Source organism: Streptococcus mitis, assembly GCF_022137125.1.
Taxonomy (GTDB): domain Bacteria; phylum Bacillota; class Bacilli; order Lactobacillales; family Streptococcaceae; genus Streptococcus; species Streptococcus mitis_CE.
Map to the genome: position 1 here is coordinate 82,956 of NZ_JAKNEQ010000006.1, position 20,328 is coordinate 103,283.

Here is a 20,328-nt window from a genome sequence, read left to right on the forward strand (position 1 = left end):
CTTTAAAAATCCCAAAAGAACCTTCTCCTCATGGAGAGAAAGTTCTATTGAAAATTATTTACTTCACATGACTTGCCAATTCTTTTTGAGCTTTCTCGTTTGACTCAGTCTTTTCTTTCAACCATTTTTCACGAGCTTTTTCATACTCTTCTTTGGTGATTGCTTTTTCACCAACTTCAGTGTACTTCAAGTATCCTGAATTTTCACCTTTAAGGCCGGCTACTGAATATGAAGAGCTAAATGGTAGAACTTTTGAAACATATGAAACGGCTGTTTCTTTAGGAGAAGCCATTACTGGAATTGTCAAAGCATTATCAGTCAACCAAGCTTGTGCCACCGCGTATTTTTCATAACGTTTTTGAACATCTTGGTTTTCGCTGTTTGCGTCATCAAGTAATTTTCCATAGTCAGCTAAACCAAGTTTGCTTACTACTGATGCATCTGTGTTTTGGTCAATACCAAGGTAAAGACGAGTGCTTCCTCCCTTAAGGACGAATTGATCCAAGAAAGTAGAAGGATCTTGATAGTCAGGGTTCCATCCTAGCAAGGTATGGATATCCCAGTCTTGCTCTTTAGCTGTTGGAGCGCTAAATGAAATTGGTAAAGCTTCTGCTTGAGTCATTTGTTGTAAGTCTACAACAACATTATCTGAACCCAATACTTTTTCAATTGATTGTTTCAATGATTGAACACGGTTTACAACCGCTGTTGATTCTTGGATAACCAAGGCATCCAAGTGGATTGGGAATTCAACACCTTCAGCTTGTAGGCTTGATTTTGCTTTAGCAAAGATTTCTTTAGCTTTTTCTTCATTGTAAAGGCCATTTTGAGAATCTGCTAGAGACACGTTTGACCAAGTAGAAGAATTTGTCTTAGCCAAGCTATCTTGTACCAATTCACCAAATGTTTTCTTACCAACTTGAAGATTATAAGGTGCAAATGTATTACGGATGGCTACTGCAGCTCCATCAGTACCATTTGTTTGAGCTGAATAAGAATTGCGATCGACAGCAAAGTTCAAGGCTTGACGGAATTCCTTGTTTAGCAATGCTTTCTGAGTAGATGTCTTTTGGGCATCACTTGTTTTGGCAGTGTGGTTATAGGTTGTACGGCCATAGTTCAAGCTGACAGTTGCAACACCCGCTCCTGGTTCATTAAAGTAAATGTTATCTTTAAAGTCAGCTGCATATTTTTCATATGTAGAACTTGTAGGGAAGATACGAGCCTTGCTATATTGACCATCAGCAAAACCTTTGGCAATGACATCTTGGTCCTTACCATCCCAGAAAGTGAACTTAACGTTCTCAATTTTTACATTTTCTTTGTCCCAGTAAGCATCATTTTTAGCCATCTCGATAGATGATTTTGGAGTTACAGATTTTAAGACAAATGGACCGTTATAAAGAATAGAGTTAGCATCGGTTGGGGCACCAAAACCTTCCCCTTTTGAAGTTAAGAATTCTTCATTAACCGGCATCAAAACACCACTAGTGGTCTTGTCATTCCAGAAAGTTTCTGGCTGGTTCAAGGTATATTCTAGTGTTTGATCATCAAGCGCTTTTACTCCAACGGTTGAAAAATCGCTTGTTTCACCCTTGATATAGGGTTCTAATCCCTTAATAGAAGAGCTAACGATTGAAAGTCCTTTTGATTTTCCATCTACGGCATGTTTCAAACCAGTAACGAAGTCTTTAGCAGTTACAGGAGCGTATTCTTCTCCCTCTGCTGTAACCCATTTAGCATCCTTACGGATTTTATAGGTATAAGTCAAACCATCTTTTGAAACTGTCCATGATTCAGCAATAGAAGGAACCAAGTTACCATATTTATCATTAGCCAACAAACCATCTACAGCATTTGTTGTGACGAATGATGTTGAATCGATATTGCTGACGATATAATCCAAGGTTTCTGGATCTGTTTGATAAACATATTGGTAATCTTTTGCTAGTTTAGCATTATTCGAACTAGTGTTTGAACACGCAGCTAGAACTCCTGACGCTAATAAGGTAGCTCCCGCTACAGCAAGCACTTGACTTTTTTTCATTTATTTACTCCTCTTATAAATAAAGTATAGGTTATCATCAATTATATCATAGATTTCAAGAAAAGTAAACGAATTTTCAGAATATTTAGGCTTATTGACACAAAAAATCTGAAAAAGCTATTGACTGAAAATCATTTTCAAGGTATAATAATAAACGTTAAGGCGGTATAGCCAAGTGGTAAGGCACGGCTCTGCAAAAGCTTGATCGTCGGTTCAAATCCGTCTACCGCCTTCTATAACTTGATTTTTTCAGGTTTCATTTAAACAGAAAGCCCAATTTAAAGGGCTTTTTTCTTTTTTCCTCGAATAAATACGTATAACCTTAAAAAACTTTTGAGACTAGGTTGGGGCTGAGTTTTTCGAGGACACAATTCCCTCTTGAAATCAACTGAAAAAAGCTTCGTCACGCCTGGTGACAAAAGCCTCTAGTTTACTCTGTTTCTTCTTCTATTTCAACTTCGGTAATTTGGACTTTTACCTTGGTAACACGTCCATTTTTCACTTTATCATTGGTTAGGATAAGCTGTTTGTTTTGGCTGACTAATTCATAACTGAGTTTCTCAGTCGTTGGAATGGTCCCCACTCCTGTCAAATAGTAACCAGCGATGGTATCAACATCATCACTTTCCAGTTCAACATCAAAGTAGTCATTAAAATCATTGAGATTCATGGTGCCTTGAACGATATAAGTATCTTCTCCAATTTTATGAACTTCGATTTCAGCCTTATCTGTTTCGTCATCGATTTCCCCAACGATTTCCTCTAAGAGGTCTTCCAGGGTCACCAAACCAGCCATCCCACCGTATTCATCCAGCAAGATTGCCATTTGTCTTTGGGTATTGCGCAATTCTTTTAACAAGTCATCCACAAAAATAGTTTCAGGAACAAAAAGTGGATCTTGTAAGATTTTCTTCCAAACAATATTGTCAAAACCGTCCACAAAGCCTGCCTTAAGGAGACTCTTGGTATGAATGATTCCAATCACATTGTCTTTATCCCCATCATAAACTGGTATACGGGAGAAGTTTTGTTTTAAAATGCTTTGGATAATGGTTTGACTATCATCCTGAATATCGACCATGAAAGCATCTGTCCGAGGAACCATGACTTCTCTGGCCATCAATTCGTCCAGTGAAAAAATCCCCTGTAACATCTCAATTTCGTCAGCATCTAGTGTTTCTTCACTATTTGTCAGCATGTACTCAATTTCATCACGGGTCATTTTTTCGTCAGCATCATCAAAGGTCATAGGAGTCAAACGACTCAAAAGATTGGTAGACGCAGACAAGAGCCAGACAAAAGGACTAACTAGTTTCCCCAGACCAATAATAACTGGCGCTGTACGAATCGCTAAAGCGTCCTTTAGGTTAAGAGCGATTCTCTTAGGATACAATTCCCCAAAAACGATAGAAATATAAGTCAAAAATGCTAAAGATAGAAAACTTGCAATAGCATAAGCTGTTTCGCCATTTCCAAGCCAAGATGCAATTTCTCGTCCCAGAGTTTCTGCCAAACTTGCCCCTGACAAGATCGTAATCAAGGTAATTCCTACTTGAATAGTTGATAAAAAGTGGTTAGGATTTTCTAGTACCTTCAGCAGACGGATATAGCGTCTATCTCCTTCTTCTGCCTTTTGTTCAACCCGCGCACGGTTAAGTGAAACCATGGCCATTTCTGTGGCTGAGAAAAAGGCATTTAACACCGTCAAGATAAACAATAAAACAAATTGTAGCAACAAATTCTGACTACTTGGGTCTTCCATAGTTCTTCTCCTAAAATAGTATCTTATCCTTTATTATATCACAAAATATAGTCCAGTACATATTATTTTTCCCATACTCTTCGAAAATCTCTTCAAACCACGTCAGCTTTATCTGCAACCTCAAAACTGTGCTTTGAGTAACCTGCGGCTAGCTTCCTAGTTTGCACTTTGATTTTCATTGAGTATCAGTGTCTATTGTAGCCCTGCTTAAACTAGTAAGAAAGAACTCCTATATCCACAAGTGACATAGGAGTTTATTTTGTATTTTACTGAGTAACAGTCACTTCTCCAGTTCGGTAATCCAGTTGAAGCCCTTTTTGAACATTGGGAACTAGAACATTAAATTCCAATTCTCCGTCTGAAGACTTGGCTTCAATCTGTGAAGCTGAAGGAACTAAATCCTCGTTTGAAGCATAATAAAGAGTTACACGGTAACGAACACGCTTGTTTTTATCCAAGGCCTTACGTACCATGCTTTCATAGTAGTTTTGACCAGTCGAATCCTCGGCTTGAGCCTGATTTGCCCAGGCTGTTTGAACAGCAATGTTTTTAGGATTGCTTGTCGAGGCATCAAAACCATCCAAGCCACCGATTAAGGCATAGCCTAACAAGTGACCTCTATCGACCGCATGGGTATAAGTACCCTTTAGATTCTTAACCTGATGCCAGCCTGGAGGAGTCCATGAAGTCGAACCATTCCCAGTTTCTTCACGATTCTTGTACTGACGAGTAGCCTTAGACAAGAGGGCATTTGCTACGGTTGGCACTGTTTCCTTTCCCACTGTCTTTGTTTTATTATCAGCGTAGGGCTTACTTGAAACCTTGGCATCTAGATTTGTTTTATTACCATTGACGATAAAAGCACCTGAGCCATTCCACTCCAGACTCCCTTTTATTTGACTCTTGACTGCGTCTGTTAAGACACTTTCTGCCAATTCTTGACTAGGAGCTTCCGACGCTTGTTTTTTCTGACTAACCTTTGTTTTAGGACTATTAGCTGTCGACTGCATCTGCTTGATATAATAGCTTCCCGCAGATAAAAGCAATAACACTAGCAGTCCGATCAGTGTCTGTCTTGTTTTTTTATCCATTTTTCTCCTTATCTCTAGAAAAAGACTGGTTCTCCAGCCTAATTTCCTGTAAATTTATGAATCAATTCCTGCCATTTTGCTGGAGACAGGATAGCCCATGGATCTTGACCCTTGCCCAAGATTCCATAACCTACCATTAAGCCGATACCTAGGGCTAGAGCACCTAAAAACAGTACCAAAATGACTAGAAGTAAACGCTTGATTACGTAGCTTGATTTCTTATTCATCTTCATCACTTGCCTCAATCCGCTGAATCTTAGCACCTAGCTGTGCCAACTTCTCATGGAAACGGTAGTAACCTCTATCCAAGTGAACCAATTTACCAACTACAGTTTTTCCTTGTGCCACCAAACCTGTCAAAATCAAGGCAGCACTGGCACGAAGGTCAGTTGAAAGAACTTCTGCCCCCTGCAAAGGTTGACCACCAACAATACGAGCTGTATCACGGATAATCTCAGAGTGCAAGCCCATGCGACGCATTTCTTCTAGATGTTGGAAACGATTTTCGAAAACTGTCTCCACCATAGTTGATTCCCCTTTTGCAACGGTCATCAAGGCTGTAAATTGGGCCTGCATATCTGTTGGAAATCCTGGGTGGGGCAAGGTTTTCACATGAACAGCTTTTAAATTTTCTAGTTGAGAGCGAACTCGAATTCCTTCAGCCTCCTCTGTCACTTCCACTCCCATTTCAAGCAATTTGGCAATCAAGGGACGGTTATGCTCCCAGACAGCGTCTCGAATCAAGACATCACCACCAGTCATGGCAGCAGCTACCATAAAAGTTCCTGCTTCGATACGGTCTTGGACTACATTGTGAGTCGTACCATGAAGTTTCTCAACACCGGTAATGGTAATGGTCTCTGTACCAGCACCCTTAACCTTAGCTCCCATTTCATTGAGGAGAATGGCTAGGTCCACAATCTCAGGCTCACGCGCAGCATTTTCAATCACTGTGACCCCATCAGCCAGCGTCGCTGCCATCATCAAGTTCTGCGTAGCACCAACACTTGGGAAATCCATATAGATATGAGCTCCATGTAAGCGATCAGCCTTGGCTTCGATGTACCCAGCTGTCTGACTAATCTTAGCCCCCATAGCTTCTAGACCTTTCAAATGAAGATCAATAGGACGGCTACCAATCGTACAACCACCTGGCATGGATACCTTGGCATGGCCTACACGGGCAAGGATTGGCCCCAAGACAACGATAGATGCGCGCATCTTGCTGACATATTTGTAAGGAGCTTCCTCAGTGATATCGCCAGTCGCGTCCACCTCAACAAGATGATCTTCTTCATTAAAATCCACCTTGGCATTTAAACCACGAACCACCTGATTCATAGTGAAAACATCTGACAAGATAGGAACGTTCTGCAAAACAGTCTTTCCTTCACTTGCTAGAATTGTCGCTGCCAACAAGGGTAAGACTGCATTCTTTGCTCCTTCGATCGTAACACTTCCTACCAGACGATTATCGCCACCTTGAACCACAATTTTTTCCATACTTATTTCCTTTACTCTTGATTTTATAATAATCCTCTAAACGCTTCTTGCCACAACTGATATAGGCTGATAAAGAAAGAACTCATGATGTAGCCCATTACAATGCTAAAAAAGGCTACTAGTAAACGAACTTTTCCTGTATTCTCAGCTGTCACTTTTAAAACCTTTTCCCATCTAACAAGATTCTTTAAAAGGTAAAAACTCACATAAATAAAGAGCATGTGACTGCTTAGAGTGAATAATAATTGAACCATTTGACTATTATACCATCTTCTCTGTTTGTGCGCTAGTTTGGAAACTTAACTTAAAACTAGGGATTGTTTTTCAAGTAATCAATTGCATCTTGTAGGGTTTTAACTGGCACGATTTTCATATCTGTCTTGATTGTTTTAGCTGCTTCTAGGGCTGTTTGGTAGTTGTTTTTCGCATCAGGATGTGCTTTTTGTTCTTCTTCGCTAACAGGGTTATCTGGAGCAAAGAAAATAGCAGCACCTTCTCTAGCCGAAGCTACAACTTTCTTATCAATACCTCCAATGTCCCCCACATTCCCATCGCGGTCAATGGTTCCTGTACCGGCAACGATACGGCCATTTCGAAGGCCAGGGTCAGATATCTGGGTATAGATGGCCAGACTAAACATGAGACCAGCACTTGGTCCGCCGATACCGGCTGTTGAAAAGCGAATTGGGACATCACTGGTCACTTCTGTACGGTCAATCAAGCCAATTCCAATTCCATTTTTGCCATTTTCCAAGGTAATAATCTTACCTTCTGCAGACTTGGTTTGCCCATCCTCTTCATAGGTCACCTTGACGGAGTCCCCTAGTTTTTGAGAATTGACGTAATCAATCAAGTCTTTGGAACTGTCGAATGTCTGATCATTGACTGCTGTGACCGTATCAGAGATGTTGAGAATCCCTTTAAAGGTCGAATTATCCGTCACAGTCAAAACATAAACCCCAAGATATTTTAGTTCAATATCCTTACCAGCTGTTTTTAGCCCTTGATACTTAGCCATATTCTGCGATGTCTGCATGTAGAATTGATTGATCCGCATAAATTCAACATCGGAAGAACCACCTGTAGTCTCCTGGGCACTACGAATATCTGTAAAAGGCGTCAACCAAGCATAAATCATATGGGCTAAAGTAGCGTGCTGGACACCAACCGTAACGAATTGATAGGCACCAGCTTCCTTATCTTCTGTGTCATTGACTTTAAGGACTTGGCGAATATCTTCCGAACCACCTGGAACCTCTATATAATAGGGCAAGGGCACTACAAATGCCAAGAAAGTCACAATCAAGGCCGCAATGACATATAAGGGCCATCTAATCTTTTTTTTCATTTCTTATTTCCTCCAAAATACTCTCAGGAACATAGCAGGCAACATCCTGACCAAACTTCAATAGCTCTCTAATACCGGATGAACTGAGATAGAGATGTTCAGGTCGGCTATGTAAATAAATTGTCTCTATATCAGGAGACAGCTGATGGTTGTAGTAATCAAAACTGGCTTCATATTGCAAATCCGCTGCATTCCTCAAACCCCGCACTAGGCAAGTTGCCCCCAGTCTTTTTGCGACATCAACTACCAATTCATCATGAGAAGACACAACTTTAACATTTCCCAAATGTTTCACAGCCTTTTCTAACCCCCGTTTACGATTTTCAAGAGGGAAAAATCCTTGTTTGTGGGGATTAAAAAAAATACCGACATAGAGCTTATCAAAAAGTCTGCTCGCCCGTTCAATCATATCCAGATGCCCATTTGTCATCGGATCAAATGAGCCTGTGAATAAGCCAATCTTATCTGACATATACTGTCACCTTACTAATTCCATAAATTTTTTCCTTCCAGATACCCAGGCAGGCAATTTCTTCTGGAAGCTCAACGGCTTTATCCGTCTCACACACGACCATGACATCTTCAGAAAAAAGCGCTCTCTCAGCCATTTTTTCAATATCTGCTACGATTTGTTCCTTGGCGTAAGGAGGGTCTAAGAAAATGAGGTCGAATTCGCCAGATACCTGTTCCAATGCCCTTTCTGCATCCATCTTGAGGAGTTGAAATTTTCCAACTTCCTTGGTCATCTGAATATTTTCAGCCACGATAGCCTGAGCTTTACGATCTCTCTCCACCAAAACAGCACTGGCCATGCCACGCGATACTGCCTCGATAGATAAACCACCACTACCTGCATAAAGGTCCAAGACTCGTCCACCTTCAAAGTAGGGACCAATCATGTTAAAAATAGCTCCCCTAACCTTATCCGAAGTAGGTCTTGTCGTCTTTCCTTCTAGTGTCTTGAGGGGACGTCCCCCATAGATTCCTGATACGATTTTCATACCGTTTATTATACCAAATTATGGGCGAAAAGAGAAAGAAAACCGAACCTTGCGGTTCGATTCTCTACAAAATATTTTCGTAAGTATCGCGGACTTCTTGAGGCCAAACACTTGTTTGCACTTCTCCGATGTGTTTCTTGCGAAGTAGGAACATGGCCATCCGAGATTGTCCAATTCCTCCACCGATTGTCAATGGGAATAGACCATTCAACAAAGCCTTGTGCCATTCCAATTCCAAGCGGTCTTCATCACCTGTAATGGCAACCTGACGACGAAGCGTTTCTTCATCTACACGGATTCCCATAGAAGACAACTCAAAGGCTCCCCCCAGAGACTCATTCCAAACAAGAATATCACCATTTAGACCCTTGTAACCATTTTCAGACTCACTTGTCCAGTCATCGTAGTCTGGTGCACGTCCATCGTGCGGTTTACCGTCTGGTAATTCACCACCGATACCGATCAAGAATACTGCTCCAAATTCTTTACAAATAGCATTTTCACGCTCTTTTGGTGTCAAATCTGGGTAGCGTTCTACCAACTCTTCTGTGTGGATAAAAGTGATTTGTTTTGGCAAGATTGATTCGATGTCATAGCGGGCTTCAACAGCTAGCTCAGTAAGACGAATAGCCTTGTAAATCTTCTCAACTGTTTCTTTTAGATAAGCGATATTACGTTTACCATTTGGGATAACTTTCTCCCAGTCCCACTGGTCAACATAAACAGAGTGGGTCGCATCAAGCGAATCTTCGTCTGGACGAAGGGCCTTCATGTGGACGAAAAGACCTTCACCTTCACCGAAACCAAAACGAGCCAAAGTGTGGCGTTTCCATTTGGCAAGGGAGTGCACCACTTCATAAGTAGCATCAGGGATTTGGAGAACCTTGACCGATACGGCATTCTCCACACCTGATAAGTTGTCCTGCATCCCGTCACCGACCCTACTCAAGATAGGACCTTGAACTTCGACAACTTCTAGTTTGTCTTTTAAATACTGGGTAAAAGTGTTTTTGACAAAGGAAATTTCTTCTTGTTGGTGAATAAAACTTTTCTTCATAAACTACTCCTCAAAAAATTAATTAAAAGCATTATACACCTATTTCCAAGAAAAGAAAAGACCAAATATAAAAAAATCAGTGCTCCTTCGAACACTGATGTTAGGGACCTTTAGTCATTGCGACCGAAGATACGTAGAATACTTAGGAAAAGATTGATAAAATCAAGATAGATACTTAGAGCCATTGACACAACCCAACCTGTCTCTACACGACCTTGTGATTGCTCATATGCATAGCGAATTCTTTGGTTGTCCCAAGCAATCAGACCAGAGAAGACCAAGACCATGGCTACGCTAATCATATAATCAAAGAAACCGCTAGCCAAGAAAATATTGACTACCATAGCAATCAACAAACCGATAAGAGCCGCCATCATAGCCCGACCAAGGCCACTCAAATCTTTCTTGGTGAACATACCGACTGCCGCCATAACAAAGAAGAGAAGGGCGCTTGATACAAAGGCAGATAAAACTGTACCTGGAGTATAGAAGGCCACCACAAAACTGAGGGTAAAGCCGTTTAATACTGAGTAAAGTAAAAATACTGGAAGAGCCGCTGGACTATTCTTCGAAGCCATACTGCTGGCAACAAAGACCAGAGCTAGCTCTGCTAAGGTTGCAATGGTCAACCAGAGACGTCCCTGCATCAAAAAGTAAACCAACTGAGACTGAAAGACGGTCAACATAAGACCTGATACTAAAGCGGATAGTCCGATCCCCAGACCAACAAAGGCATAAACCTTAGCATAAAATTGATTGAGACCTGCGCGGTCGTGAATAATAGTGTGATTCATCTTTTCTCCTTTTCTATGAACATCTTTCCTTGATTATAACAAAGAAAGTTAAAATTAGCTTAAATGGAAAATTAAAATACCAGCTGCAACGGCAACATTGAGACTCTCCGCCTGCCCCTTCATACTAATGTGGACCAACTGGTCTGCACTTTCAGCCATAAGGGAACTAATTCCTTGCCCCTCATTTCCCATGACTAGTACAAAATTTTCTATAGGAGGCAGTTCTCTGTAATCAACAGAAACTTTAGATAAGGTTGTTGCTAGCACTGGGATAGCTGCCTCTTTGGTTTCCTTAAGAAGTGCTTGACTCGACATCTGGTAAATAGGCAGATGAAAATGACTGCCTTGCATAGAACGTAGGGTCTTGAGACTGTAGATATCTGCCGACTTATCTGAAACAATCACTCCAGTAAAACCTGCTGCATCCGCAGTCCGAATAATGGTTCCTACATTACCAGGATCTTGCACATCTTCCAAAAACAAGAACTTACCCTGACTAAAGTCAGCTTGCCCTACTTCTTCTTTTTGAACCACGGCAACAATGCCCTGTGGAGTCTGAGAATCCGCCAAATCTAGCAAAATATCCTCTGAAACCCAGACAGTTTGCGGAAACGAGGCTAACTGATCTCGGTAATTTTCTAAGGCAAAGATTTTCTCAATCGTCACTCCAGCTTGGACAGCTTCTTCAAACAAGTGCCAGCCTTCAATCAAATAGGCAGACTTGCGGTATTTTTTTTGGTGTAATTTCTTGGCATTTTTTACCACAGAATTGGCTTTTGAGGTTATAATAGTCATAGAAATATTATAACACAATCAAAGGGGTTTGGTATGCAAAAGGTTAGAATGATTGCCCAAGGTAGGGTACAGGGAGTCGGCTTTCGTTGGGGTGTTTACAGCTTGGCGCTTGAAATTGGTGGCATCACAGGTCGGGTATGGAATAACGACGATGGCACAGTGGAAATCTTAGCCCAAGCAGACTCATCTGCTATCATGGCAAAATTTATCCAAGAAATCCGCAAAGGACCCACACCTTTTTCAAAAGTCAGCTACTTAGATGTCAAACTAAGCAACTTTCCTCCCTACCCTGACTTTAAAATCGCAAATTAGGTCTCTAGAACTATTGTATATTTTGTAAAAAAACAGTAGAATAGAAAGGTATAATTTTTAAAGAAGGAATAAAAACAGTGAAATCTATTAAACGTTTTGCACTCTCAGCTATGGGAGTGGCTATGTTGCTAGTTTTGGCAGGTTGCGTTCAGATTGATAAAGCAACAGGTAAGCCAATTGGTCCCGTTTGGGATTTCTTGGGTGCCCCGATGGGAGAAGCTATCAAGTACTTCGCTACTGATAAAGGGCTAGGCTTTGGTGTCGCTATCATTATCGTAACCATTATCGTGCGCTTGATTATCTTGCCACTTGGTATCTACCAATCATGGAAGGCAACGCTTCACTCTGAAAAGATGAACGCCCTCAAGCACGTCCTTGAGCCACACCAAACACGTCTCAAAGAAGCAACTACTCAAGAAGAAAAACTCGAAGCCCAACAAGCTCTCTTTGCAGCTCAAAAAGAGCACGGCATCAGCATGTTTGGTGGTGTAGGATGTTTCCCTATCCTCCTTCAAATGCCTTTCTTCTCAGCTATCTACTTTGCTGCCCAACATACTGAAGGTGTTGCTCAAGCAAGCTACCTAGGAATTCCTCTAGGTTCTCCAAGTATGATTTTGGTTGCCTGCGCAGGTGTCCTTTACTATCTTCAATCGCTCCTTTCACTTCACGGAGTAGAAGATGAAATGCAAAGAGAACAGATCAAGAAAATGATTTACATGAGCCCACTCATGATCGTCGTCTTCTCCCTCTTCTCACCAGCCAGTGTCACACTTTACTGGGTTGTTGGTGGTTTCATGATGATTCTCCAACAGTTTATCGTCAACTATATCGTTCGTCCAAAACTTCGCAAAAAAGTCCGTGAAGAACTAGCCAAGAACCCACCAAAAGCACGTTCTTTCTCAACACCAAGTGGACGAAAAGACGTTACTCCTGAACAACCAACTGCTATCACAAGCAAGAAAAAACACAAAAATCGCAACGCTGGAAAACAACGTTCGAGATAAAGCTACGTAAATTATCCAATAATTAAAAAACGAATGAATGATAAATAGTTTTCATCAACTAGATATCATCATTCGTTTTTATTATCTACCGTTACATCTTATACTAGTCGAAAAAGTTAAATAGTTTAAAAGCTCACATATAAAAACTATTCAATCATAAATTAACAAGTAAATCACTATGATTTAATACAATTCACAGTTATTAAAACTTCTGCTCCCTCGTCTCTATTTCTAAGCTCAACTCGGCCTTTGTGTAGTTTTGCAACTCTACATACAAAACTTAGTCCAATACCATAATGTTGCTCTTTATACGATCTAGCTTTATCCATACGATAAAAGAGCTTTCCAAAATTAGTTAAAACTTCCTCTGGAAATTCCGAACCATTATTCCATATACCTATTTTCAATTCCTTCCCCTCTTGCTCTACTCTAATTTTAATTTTAGGATTCTGTTTATCAGCGTATTCCAAAGCATTTGTTAAAATATTTTGTATGGCACGAATCAGAAGAGATTGATTTATATAATAGTTTTCAGTTCCTTTCACATTTTGTTCAAAAGAAAACTTCATCTGATTTTTTATCAAAAAAGAGACTTCTTTCTCTAATTCATTGATAAAATCTGAAGAGGAATACTCCGTCCAACCTGTCTCATCATCATAATAGGTTTTAGAATAGTGAATCAATTGATTGAAATAATCTAGTAACTGTTGACTAGCTCTTTCTATATCTGCTAAGCATTCTTGAGATTGGTCGTTTTCAGTTATCGTCTGCAAAAATTCCACATTTCCCCTAATAATGGTTAAGGGAGTTTTTAAATCATGAGAAGCTGCTGAAACCTGAAACATCAAATCTTCCTTCTGCTGTTTCTCATTAACTATTAATTGTCGAATTCTATCTTGCATCACAATAATCCGATTTCCTGTCTCGCGAAATTCTTTAACCGTTAAACTTTCTGTACATTCCTTCTTCAACCACATACTATTTTCATAAATCAAAGTCATTTCATAACTCAGTTTTTTCAACAATTTTCCAATGTGATAACTTATTAGAACAATCAATAAAACACAAATATATATCCATGATGACACATTAAAAAAGATTGATAGAACACCACTATTGTTTAAAGTTTTCCCATCTTCATTTATTTGTATAGATACTGAAGCTAAGGGAATAAGATAGGCCATTAGTAAGCCAAGACTAAACTGCCAAATAATTCTCCAACAGGTTTCTCGAATTAATTGTCTAAAACTTTTGATTCTACCCATTGATATCCTCCACCGTATAAGGTTTTAATTGGATTTAATTGATAAGGTTTCAACTTTTGACGAATTTGATAAATGTACTCTGAAACCGAACGTAAGAGCGCTTCTGAACTTTGTGGATATAGATAATTATAAATTTCCTCAATAGAATATATTTTACTTGGGTTGCTTGCCAAAAGATTCACTATGTCAAATTCCCTCCTTGTCAGAGCAATCTTATCATCGTTTACAAATAGTTCCTTACTATCCGTATATAGTATAAGCTTCCCAATCTTTATTTGATGAACATTTCCTTTAATCCGTTCTTCACGACGTAAGTGCATTTTAACACGTGCTAACAATTCTTGCATACTAAAGGGCTTCATAATATAATCATCAGCACCTGCATTAATTCCAGCTACTAAATCTTCATCCATATCCTTAGCAGTTATAAAACAGATAGGAACAGTTATCTGCTCGCGAATCATCTGACAGATTTCTAAACCACTAACAGGCATCATAATATCTAATAAAATCAAGTCAAATCCTGTAAAATCACAAAGATCAATCTCTTCTATCTTATTTCGTATGACTACTTCATATTTTTCATATTCTAGTACTTTTTTTATTAGGCGAAGAATAGCAAGATCATCATCTACAACCAAAATTTTATAAGCCATAACTCACCCTCCTGAATATATTATAGCACTACCTGAGAAAAAGACAGGATATCCCCTGTCTTTAGCGTACATTTTTTCCTATGAGTATCAATGTAGCAAATAGAAAAACAATTAACAACCAAACTATTTGTATCCCTAAGCCTTGCCACACTGGATAATAAAGAGACAATGGATAGGTATAAAAACAATTCATACTAGCTAATAATGGTAAATTTCTAAAAAAAGAACTGAATTGTAGTAACATTTGCCCCAACCCTAATAAAAGGGATAAACTGATTCCCAAAATTAAGATAAAAGACTGGGAAATAAATACAAAAATACCACTTAAAAGAGCGAAGGTTAGAATAGAAATACAAGCTGGAAATAGAATTGTTAGAACATGTTTAATATTGCTCAAAAGATTGATATTGTAGTATCCTTGGGCGATTAGTACGCATAATGATATTACAGCGACCAATAGGATAATTTCAATACATAATAGAATAGCTAGTTTAGATATTATAAATTTCAAACGATTTGGACAGGTAAGAAAACTGGTACGAAGGCTAGAACCTGTAAATTCTTGACCTATAAATAGAACCGCTAGACTAACGAAACCTGCCTGTCCTAAATAGAGACTTTGCAGTAGCTGTTCCAAAACAAACTGTAGAGTCAACTGGTCTGGCTTACTATTTAAAAAAATAACTAACGCTGGAACACACAGTAATAGAGCACCTATAACCAACCAGTGCCAAGGATTCATCATAAACTTGAGATACTCACTTTTAAGTTGCTCTTTCAACTTATTCACCTCCTCCAATATCTGACTTAAGTAATCGGTAGATTGCTAAAGCCAAGAATGAGAAGTTCCAACAAAGTAAAAATAAAATATTTTGTAAACTATTATGTTCTAAAATTTGAGGAGATGTAGCAATCAATCCTTGCCCCAATGCAACTGGAAGAAATTTTGCAACCGATATATAGTTTGCTAAGAATGTTCCTAAATTGTAGACTTGGGGAAGCAAAAATAATAGAGGAACAATGGCTGTTTTAAATGTCAAAGCCATAATATAGGCTAGAAGTCCCAACAAAGTCCAAGCTATACTGGCTAAAAACATATAGAACCAAACTGTTCCATTTAGTGAAAAAAGCAATAAGCCATCTTGTCCTAAAACATAATGTGTCATGTTAATCGTAAAGAATATTGATAGAAAAGAAATGAAAAAAGAAAATACAAGCCAAACTAATGTTTTTGAAACTAGGAAAATACTTCGATTTGTAATAGAGAGGAGACTTGTACGAATAGCAGAGCATTTATACTCCTCGGCTCCGTAAATTGAACCTAGGATAATCATAATAAAAACACCAAATAAAGTGACATCAAAACCTAAAAATTCAATAGGAGGTATAGCTTCTGCTAATTCTGGATTTGTCTCTGGTGTAGCATGGATACCAACTGAAACAATTTGAGAAGCACCAATATTTGCTAAAAACGTTTGAAATACCAGTATCAAGAATAATACAACATGAGTAGCTCTCCTATAAAGCAATTTCAATATTTCAGAATGAAGAGAGTATATAAGTGCCATGTCACTTTCTTCCCTCTGTTAAACTAAAGAAGACTTCTTCTAGTGAAGAAAGATTTTTCATCACTTCTTGTAAAGTGCCTTTTATAAGAACTTTTCCTTTATTTATGATAACTACATCATCTGTTACTGCTTCCACTTCCGATAATATATGAGATGATAGCAAGACTGTCTTCCCTTCTTGAGCTTGTTTTTTTATAAACTCTCTAAACCACCGAATTCCTCTTGGATCCAACCCATTAGTTGGTTCATCCAATATCAGATATTGAGGATTTCCTAATAGAGCTGTTGCAATTCCTAATCGTTGTCCTTCTCCTAATGATAATTTCCCAATTTTAGATTTTTTCTTATGGCTAATATCCACCATATCCAAGACTTGATCAATTCGCTGACTGGATATCCCATTACTAGCAGCAACAATTTTCAAATGTTGATAAACAGTCCGATCATCAGGAGCACCTACACTGTCAAATGAAGCTCCTACAGTCTTTAGAGGAAATTTTAATTCCTTATAAGTTTGATCTCCAATTTTGGTAAGACCAGATGTTGCTTTGTCTAATCCTAATAAAATACGTAAGGTTGAACTTTTTCCAGCTCCATTTGGACCTAGGAAAGCAGTCACTCTACCTGCTTTTGCTTCAAAAGAAATATCTTTTAAAATTTGAGCTTGGCCATACGACTTACATAAATTTTTAATGGTAATACTTTGTTCCATGATGTTCCCCTATTCTATTTAATATTTCTACAAGTAACTATATCTTACAGATTCTTTTTCGGATTTTTTTCAGAATTTCAAGAGTCAAAAGATTTAATACTCAATGAAAATCAAAGAACAAACTAGGAAGCTAGCCGCAAGCTGCTCAAAACACTGTTTTGAGGTTGCAGATGGAAGCTGACGTAGTTTGAAGAGATTTTCGAAGAGTATAAAATTTTGTTTTATTTAATTATATATATTTGTGTAAACTTAAAAGCCCGATGTTTCCATCAGGCTTCTTTTTTATCCATGTACACGTTTCATATAGTCTTGATAACTTTCGGTATCCATGAGTTTTTTAGCGTTCTTGACGCGGTCTGCTGTTGGAGGTTTGACCCCTTCGAGTGAATATGGAATTCCCAGTTCACGCCACTTGAATTCTCCCATAGTATGATAAGGCAGAATTTCAAACTTATCCACATTTTTAAGGGTCTTGACGAACTTACCAAGTTCAATCAAGTCATCATCTCTATCTGTCAATCCCGGAACTAGCACGTGGCGAATCCAGACAGGTTTTCCAATATCTGATAGATACTGGGCACAAGCCAAGATATTTTTATTGGTTTGGCTAGTGACAATCTTGTGCTGTTCTTCGTTGATTTCCTTGATATCCAAAAGAACCAAGTCAGTAACAGCCATGAGTTTGTCAAACTTCTCAAGGTAACGTGGTTTATTACGGAAAGGAAGGGCACAGGTATCCAAGGTACAGTGGATTCCTTGTTCCTTAGCCTTAGTGAAGAGGGCAATCAGGAAATCAATCTGCAAGAGGGCTTCTCCTCCACTGACTGTAATCCCACCCTTATTTCCCCAGAAACCTCGGTAGCGCAAGGCTTCTGTCAAGACATCATCTACCGTCCGTTCACGTGATTTATTGGACTCCATAGCCCAAGTGTCTGGGTTGTGGCAATACTGGCAACGCATGTGACAGCCCTGCAAAAAGACAATAAAGCGAATACCAGGCCCATCTACTGACCCAAAGCTTTCTGTCGAATGCACCATTCCTGTCACTTGTCCATAATCAATTGTTTCTTCAGACATATCGTTACCTTCCTTGAAAACGTTTTATAGTTTTATTATATCACGACTTGAAGGAAAAACAAGATTTTTGCCTATTTTTTAGAAAGCAATCTGTTTTTCAATTTCATTTTCAATTACTTATCATTTTATTCTTCAAAATCAAAGCCATACAAGGTTGCAAAGTAGTCCTCAGGGCGCTCTGCACGGCGGATTTGACGGACTTTGCCTTCTTCGGTATAGAGGATTTCCGCAGAACGAAGTTTGGCATTGTACTGGTAGCCCATTGAAAAACCGTGAGCACCTGTATCATGAATTACCAGCAAATCACCGATTTCTGTATGAGGCAGTTCGCGATTCACTGCAAATTTATCATTGTTTTCACAGAGTGAACCAACCACATCTACAACTTCAGCTGGTCCATCTGGATGGGTCAGATTGGTAATATGGTGGTAGGCTCCGTACATGGCTGGACGCATGAGGTTGACTGCTGATGCATCCACACCTAGATAGGTACGGTAGGTTTCCTTCTTATGAGTGACTCTTGTGACCAAAGCACCGTGAGGTGCCAACATAAAACGACCCAATTCGGTGAAAATCTTAACCTGACCAAGACCTGCTGGCGTAAGGACCTCTTCATACACCTTACGAACTCCCTCACCAATCAAGGCAATATCATTTGGCTCCTGGTCTGGACGATAGTTGACACCAATACCGCCAGAAAGATTGATAAAGTCTAGCGAAATGCCCAACTTTTCCTTGATTTCAACAGCCAATTCAAAAAGCTGACGCGCCAACTCTGGATAATAGAGATGGGTTACGGTATTGGACGCTAGGAAGGAGTGAATCCCAAAAGTCTTAGCTCCTTTTTCCTTCAAGATGGCAAAAGCTTCAAAGAGCTGATCCTTGGTCATGCCAAACTTGGCTTCTCCAGGATTGTCCATGATGTCTGTCCCCAGTTCAAAAACGCCTCCAGGATTGTAACGACAAGAGATGATTTCTGGAATACCTGCTGCACGCTCTAGATGTTCAATATCTTCAAAGGCATCCAAGTTAATGGTCGCACCCAATTCACACGCATAGGCGTATTCCATGTCTGGCGTGTTGTTTGAAGAGAACATAATCTCAGAACCAGGGAAATTCAGTTTATGGCTCATCAAAAGCTCCACATAACTAGAGCAGTCCACACCACAGCCTTCCTCTTGGAGAATTTTCAAGATAGCTGGTGTTGGAGTAGCCTTAACTGCAAAATATTCCTTAAAGCCCTTATTCCACGAAAAGGCTTGGTTGACAGCTCTTGCCTTCTCACGAATTCCCTTCTCATCATACAAGTGAAAAGGAGTCGGGAACTCAGCAGCAATCTTTTCTAAGTCTTCTTTATTGATAAATGGTGTTTTCATAAGTTTCCTTCTATTCTATTTGCAAAGAAAGGCTGGGACAATCGTTCCAACCTTTAGTTCTATCTCTTATTTATCTTCGTCAAAGATATTACCAACCTCAACATCGATGGCTTGGTTCTTGACATCAATATTGGTTACCTTCAAGAGTGACTTGTAGTCAAACTGCTTTTCACGTTCTTCTTGGGCATTGTCCGCAAAGACCGCTACACCTGCCAATTCTGAATCAAACTCACGCAAAAGGCTGATCATCCCATTGACAGTTCCGCCACCTTTCAAGAAGTCATCCACAATCAAGACACGGCTGCCTGCCTTGAGACTACGTTTTGATAGAAACATTTTCTCAATGCGGTCACCACTTGAACCGGATACATAGTTGACGCTGACAGTTGAACCTTCGGTAATTTTCAGGTCACGGCGCACAATAACAAAAGGAACATTGAGGACATTGGCAACTGCATTTGCAAGTGGAACACCCTTAGTCGCTACTGTCATAACCGCATCAATTTTTTGGTCCATAAAGCTCTTGGCAATAATGCGACCAATATTTTTCAAGATAGCTGGTGTGCTAAGCAAATCAGACAGGTAGATATAGCCACCTGGCAAGATACGGTCACTTTCTGACAACTTGGCACGCAAGTCCTCAACCATTTCCTTGGCATCATGGCTTGAGATTGATGGTGTGAAAATGACACCACCACCAGCACCAGTTACTGTCTGGATATGACCGATTTCAATTTCCTCAAAGGCGCGTTTGATAATCACGATATCCTCTGAGATGGATGATTTAGCAGATTCATACTTTTCAGCAAAAGTATTGAGACTAGTTAGTTTATAAGGATTATTAATCAAATAGTTGGAAATGACAACCATCCGATCACTTCTTCTTAATTTCATTTCTATTTCCTACTTCATTTAATTTTGATATTTTATCTATTATACCATATTCACATAAAAAAACGA

22 protein-coding genes and 1 tRNA gene are annotated in these 20,328 nt (G+C 39.4%); 3 read left to right on the plus strand and 20 right to left on the minus strand.

Annotated features, from left to right (window positions below):
• Positions 1-58: 58 nt before the first annotated feature.
• Positions 59-2,047 carry a peptide ABC transporter substrate-binding protein gene (locus L0P31_RS06615; RefSeq protein ID WP_049486662.1) on the minus strand — a complete coding sequence of 663 codons (1,989 nt, stop codon included), beginning with the start codon at positions 2,045-2,047 and terminating at the stop codon, positions 59-61.
• A 161-nt stretch (positions 2,048-2,208) separates the two neighbouring features.
• Between L0P31_RS06615 and L0P31_RS06620 the strand changes: the two genes are divergently transcribed.
• Positions 2,209-2,279: transfer RNA gene (locus L0P31_RS06620), tRNA-Cys, on the plus strand.
• Positions 2,280-2,477: 198 nt separating this feature from the next.
• Here L0P31_RS06620 and L0P31_RS06625 read toward each other — a convergent pair.
• The 11 genes from L0P31_RS06625 to L0P31_RS06675 all read right to left on the minus strand — a co-directional run bounded on the left by L0P31_RS06625 (position 2,478) and on the right by L0P31_RS06675 (position 11,398).
• The gene (locus L0P31_RS06625; RefSeq protein ID WP_000390033.1) at positions 2,478-3,809 is read right to left on the minus strand and encodes a hemolysin family protein; all 1,332 of its coding nucleotides are present in this window, start codon (positions 3,807-3,809) and stop codon (positions 2,478-2,480) included.
• Positions 3,810-4,075: 266 nt separating this feature from the next.
• A complete protein-coding gene (endA, locus tag L0P31_RS06630) occupies positions 4,076-4,900 on the minus strand; it encodes a DNA-entry nuclease EndA (RefSeq protein WP_023947085.1) in 825 nt (274 codons plus the stop codon).
• Between the two features lie 38 nt (positions 4,901-4,938).
• Positions 4,939-5,127, minus strand: coding sequence for a DNA-directed RNA polymerase subunit beta (locus L0P31_RS06635; RefSeq protein ID WP_004241151.1), 189 nt, complete (start codon positions 5,125-5,127; stop codon positions 4,939-4,941).
• Positions 5,120-6,403, minus strand: a complete 1,284-nt coding sequence (murA, locus tag L0P31_RS06640) for a UDP-N-acetylglucosamine 1-carboxyvinyltransferase (RefSeq protein WP_238096247.1) — start codon at positions 6,401-6,403, stop codon at positions 5,120-5,122. Before murA ends, L0P31_RS06635 begins: the two co-directional genes overlap by 8 nt.
• Positions 6,404-6,426: 23 nt before the next feature.
• A complete protein-coding gene (locus tag L0P31_RS06645) occupies positions 6,427-6,657 on the minus strand; it encodes a DUF1146 family protein (RefSeq protein ID WP_000250398.1) in 231 nt (76 codons plus the stop codon).
• Between the two features lie 56 nt (positions 6,658-6,713).
• The gene (locus L0P31_RS06650) at positions 6,714-7,751 is read right to left on the minus strand and encodes a SepM family pheromone-processing serine protease (protein WP_049492818.1); all 1,038 of its coding nucleotides are present in this window, start codon (positions 7,749-7,751) and stop codon (positions 6,714-6,716) included.
• Positions 7,735-8,223 (minus strand): pantetheine-phosphate adenylyltransferase, encoded by a 489-nt coding sequence (gene coaD / locus L0P31_RS06655; protein WP_049492816.1) that lies wholly within the window; start codon positions 8,221-8,223, stop codon positions 7,735-7,737. The genes L0P31_RS06650 and coaD overlap by 17 nt, the downstream gene beginning before the upstream one ends.
• The gene (gene rsmD / locus L0P31_RS06660; protein WP_049492813.1) at positions 8,213-8,752 is read right to left on the minus strand and encodes a 16S rRNA (guanine(966)-N(2))-methyltransferase RsmD; all 540 of its coding nucleotides are present in this window, start codon (positions 8,750-8,752) and stop codon (positions 8,213-8,215) included. Before rsmD ends, coaD begins: the two co-directional genes overlap by 11 nt.
• A gap of 64 nt (positions 8,753-8,816) precedes the next feature.
• Positions 8,817-9,809: an aspartate--ammonia ligase gene (gene asnA / locus L0P31_RS06665; RefSeq protein WP_000748003.1), complete on the minus strand. Its 993-nt coding sequence runs from the start codon at positions 9,807-9,809 to the stop codon at positions 8,817-8,819.
• A gap of 110 nt (positions 9,810-9,919) precedes the next feature.
• The gene (locus L0P31_RS06670; RefSeq protein ID WP_042750024.1) at positions 9,920-10,603 is read right to left on the minus strand and encodes a Bax inhibitor-1/YccA family protein; all 684 of its coding nucleotides are present in this window, start codon (positions 10,601-10,603) and stop codon (positions 9,920-9,922) included.
• Positions 10,604-10,657: 54 nt separating this feature from the next.
• Positions 10,658-11,398 (minus strand): TrmH family RNA methyltransferase, encoded by a 741-nt coding sequence (locus tag L0P31_RS06675; RefSeq protein ID WP_049499185.1) that lies wholly within the window; start codon positions 11,396-11,398, stop codon positions 10,658-10,660.
• 33 nt (positions 11,399-11,431) lie between these two features.
• Between L0P31_RS06675 and L0P31_RS06680 the strand changes: the two genes are divergently transcribed.
• Both L0P31_RS06680 and yidC read left to right on the plus strand, forming a co-directional pair.
• Positions 11,432-11,710 (plus strand): acylphosphatase, encoded by a 279-nt coding sequence (locus L0P31_RS06680; RefSeq protein WP_001174612.1) that lies wholly within the window; start codon positions 11,432-11,434, stop codon positions 11,708-11,710.
• A 77-nt stretch (positions 11,711-11,787) separates the two neighbouring features.
• Positions 11,788-12,714 (plus strand): membrane protein insertase YidC, encoded by a 927-nt coding sequence (gene yidC / locus L0P31_RS06685; protein ID WP_049499184.1) that lies wholly within the window; start codon positions 11,788-11,790, stop codon positions 12,712-12,714.
• 176 nt (positions 12,715-12,890) lie between these two features.
• Here the strand turns inward: yidC and L0P31_RS06690 are convergent, their stop codons facing one another.
• The 8 genes from L0P31_RS06690 to purR form a co-directional block, all read right to left on the minus strand.
• Positions 12,891-13,979, minus strand: a complete 1,089-nt coding sequence (locus L0P31_RS06690) for a sensor histidine kinase (protein ID WP_049515998.1) — start codon at positions 13,977-13,979, stop codon at positions 12,891-12,893.
• Entirely contained in the window at positions 13,949-14,635 is a 687-nt protein-coding gene (locus L0P31_RS06695) for a response regulator transcription factor (protein WP_000323581.1), read from the minus strand. Before L0P31_RS06695 ends, L0P31_RS06690 begins: the two co-directional genes overlap by 31 nt.
• A gap of 61 nt (positions 14,636-14,696) precedes the next feature.
• Positions 14,697-15,416 carry an ABC transporter permease gene (locus L0P31_RS06700; RefSeq protein ID WP_094753040.1) on the minus strand — a complete coding sequence of 240 codons (720 nt, stop codon included), beginning with the start codon at positions 15,414-15,416 and terminating at the stop codon, positions 14,697-14,699.
• 1 nt (position 15,417) lies between these two features.
• Positions 15,418-16,203 (minus strand): hypothetical protein, encoded by a 786-nt coding sequence (locus tag L0P31_RS06705; RefSeq protein WP_049486673.1) that lies wholly within the window; start codon positions 16,201-16,203, stop codon positions 15,418-15,420.
• Between the two features lies 1 nt (position 16,204).
• A complete protein-coding gene (locus L0P31_RS06710) occupies positions 16,205-16,915 on the minus strand; it encodes an ABC transporter ATP-binding protein (protein WP_049486674.1) in 711 nt (236 codons plus the stop codon).
• Between the two features lie 282 nt (positions 16,916-17,197).
• Positions 17,198-17,992, minus strand: coding sequence for a pyruvate formate-lyase-activating protein (pflA, locus tag L0P31_RS06715; protein WP_001288288.1), 795 nt, complete (start codon positions 17,990-17,992; stop codon positions 17,198-17,200).
• A 125-nt stretch (positions 17,993-18,117) separates the two neighbouring features.
• Positions 18,118-19,368: a diaminopimelate decarboxylase gene (locus L0P31_RS06720; protein ID WP_238096249.1), complete on the minus strand. Its 1,251-nt coding sequence runs from the start codon at positions 19,366-19,368 to the stop codon at positions 18,118-18,120.
• A 66-nt stretch (positions 19,369-19,434) separates the two neighbouring features.
• On the minus strand, positions 19,435-20,262 hold the full coding sequence (gene purR / locus L0P31_RS06725) for a pur operon repressor (protein ID WP_004238844.1): 828 nt from the start codon (positions 20,260-20,262) through the stop codon (positions 19,435-19,437).
• Positions 20,263-20,328 lie beyond the last annotated feature (66 nt).

Bases quoted from the DNA above. Each gene is read 5' to 3' on its own strand.
- L0P31_RS06635 (WP_004241151.1), bottom strand. From the start codon at position 5,127: ATGAATAAGAAATCAAGCTACGTAATCAAGCGTTTACTTCTAGTCATT.
- L0P31_RS06720 (WP_238096249.1), bottom strand. From the start codon at position 19,368: ATGAAAACACCATTTATCAATAAAGAAGACTTAGAAAAGATTGCTGCT.
- L0P31_RS06695 (WP_000323581.1), bottom strand. From the start codon at position 14,635: ATGGCTTATAAAATTTTGGTTGTAGATGATGATCTTGCTATTCTTCGC.
- L0P31_RS06645 (WP_000250398.1), bottom strand. From the start codon at position 6,657: ATGGTTCAATTATTATTCACTCTAAGCAGTCACATGCTCTTTATTTAT.
- L0P31_RS06710 (WP_049486674.1), bottom strand. From the start codon at position 16,915: ATGGAACAAAGTATTACCATTAAAAATTTATGTAAGTCGTATGGCCAA.
- endA (WP_023947085.1), bottom strand. From the start codon at position 4,900: ATGGATAAAAAAACAAGACAGACACTGATCGGACTGCTAGTGTTATTG.
- murA (WP_238096247.1), bottom strand. From the start codon at position 6,403: ATGGAAAAAATTGTGGTTCAAGGTGGCGATAATCGTCTGGTAGGAAGT.
- L0P31_RS06690 (WP_049515998.1), bottom strand. From the start codon at position 13,979: ATGGGTAGAATCAAAAGTTTTAGACAATTAATTCGAGAAACCTGTTGG.
- L0P31_RS06675 (WP_049499185.1), bottom strand. From the start codon at position 11,398: ATGACTATTATAACCTCAAAAGCCAATTCTGTGGTAAAAAATGCCAAG.
- coaD (WP_049492816.1), bottom strand. From the start codon at position 8,223: ATGTCAGATAAGATTGGCTTATTCACAGGCTCATTTGATCCGATGACA.
- purR (WP_004238844.1), bottom strand. From the start codon at position 20,262: ATGAAATTAAGAAGAAGTGATCGGATGGTTGTCATTTCCAACTATTTG.
- L0P31_RS06625 (WP_000390033.1), bottom strand. From the start codon at position 3,809: ATGGAAGACCCAAGTAGTCAGAATTTGTTGCTACAATTTGTTTTATTG.
- asnA (WP_000748003.1), bottom strand. From the start codon at position 9,809: ATGAAGAAAAGTTTTATTCACCAACAAGAAGAAATTTCCTTTGTCAAA.
- L0P31_RS06705 (WP_049486673.1), bottom strand. From the start codon at position 16,203: ATGGCACTTATATACTCTCTTCATTCTGAAATATTGAAATTGCTTTAT.
- L0P31_RS06680 (WP_001174612.1), top strand. From the start codon at position 11,432: ATGCAAAAGGTTAGAATGATTGCCCAAGGTAGGGTACAGGGAGTCGGC.
- L0P31_RS06615 (WP_049486662.1), bottom strand. From the start codon at position 2,047: ATGAAAAAAAGTCAAGTGCTTGCTGTAGCGGGAGCTACCTTATTAGCG.
- L0P31_RS06650 (WP_049492818.1), bottom strand. From the start codon at position 7,751: ATGAAAAAAAAGATTAGATGGCCCTTATATGTCATTGCGGCCTTGATT.
- L0P31_RS06670 (WP_042750024.1), bottom strand. From the start codon at position 10,603: ATGAATCACACTATTATTCACGACCGCGCAGGTCTCAATCAATTTTAT.
- rsmD (WP_049492813.1), bottom strand. From the start codon at position 8,752: ATGAAAATCGTATCAGGAATCTATGGGGGACGTCCCCTCAAGACACTA.
- pflA (WP_001288288.1), bottom strand. From the start codon at position 17,992: ATGTCTGAAGAAACAATTGATTATGGACAAGTGACAGGAATGGTGCAT.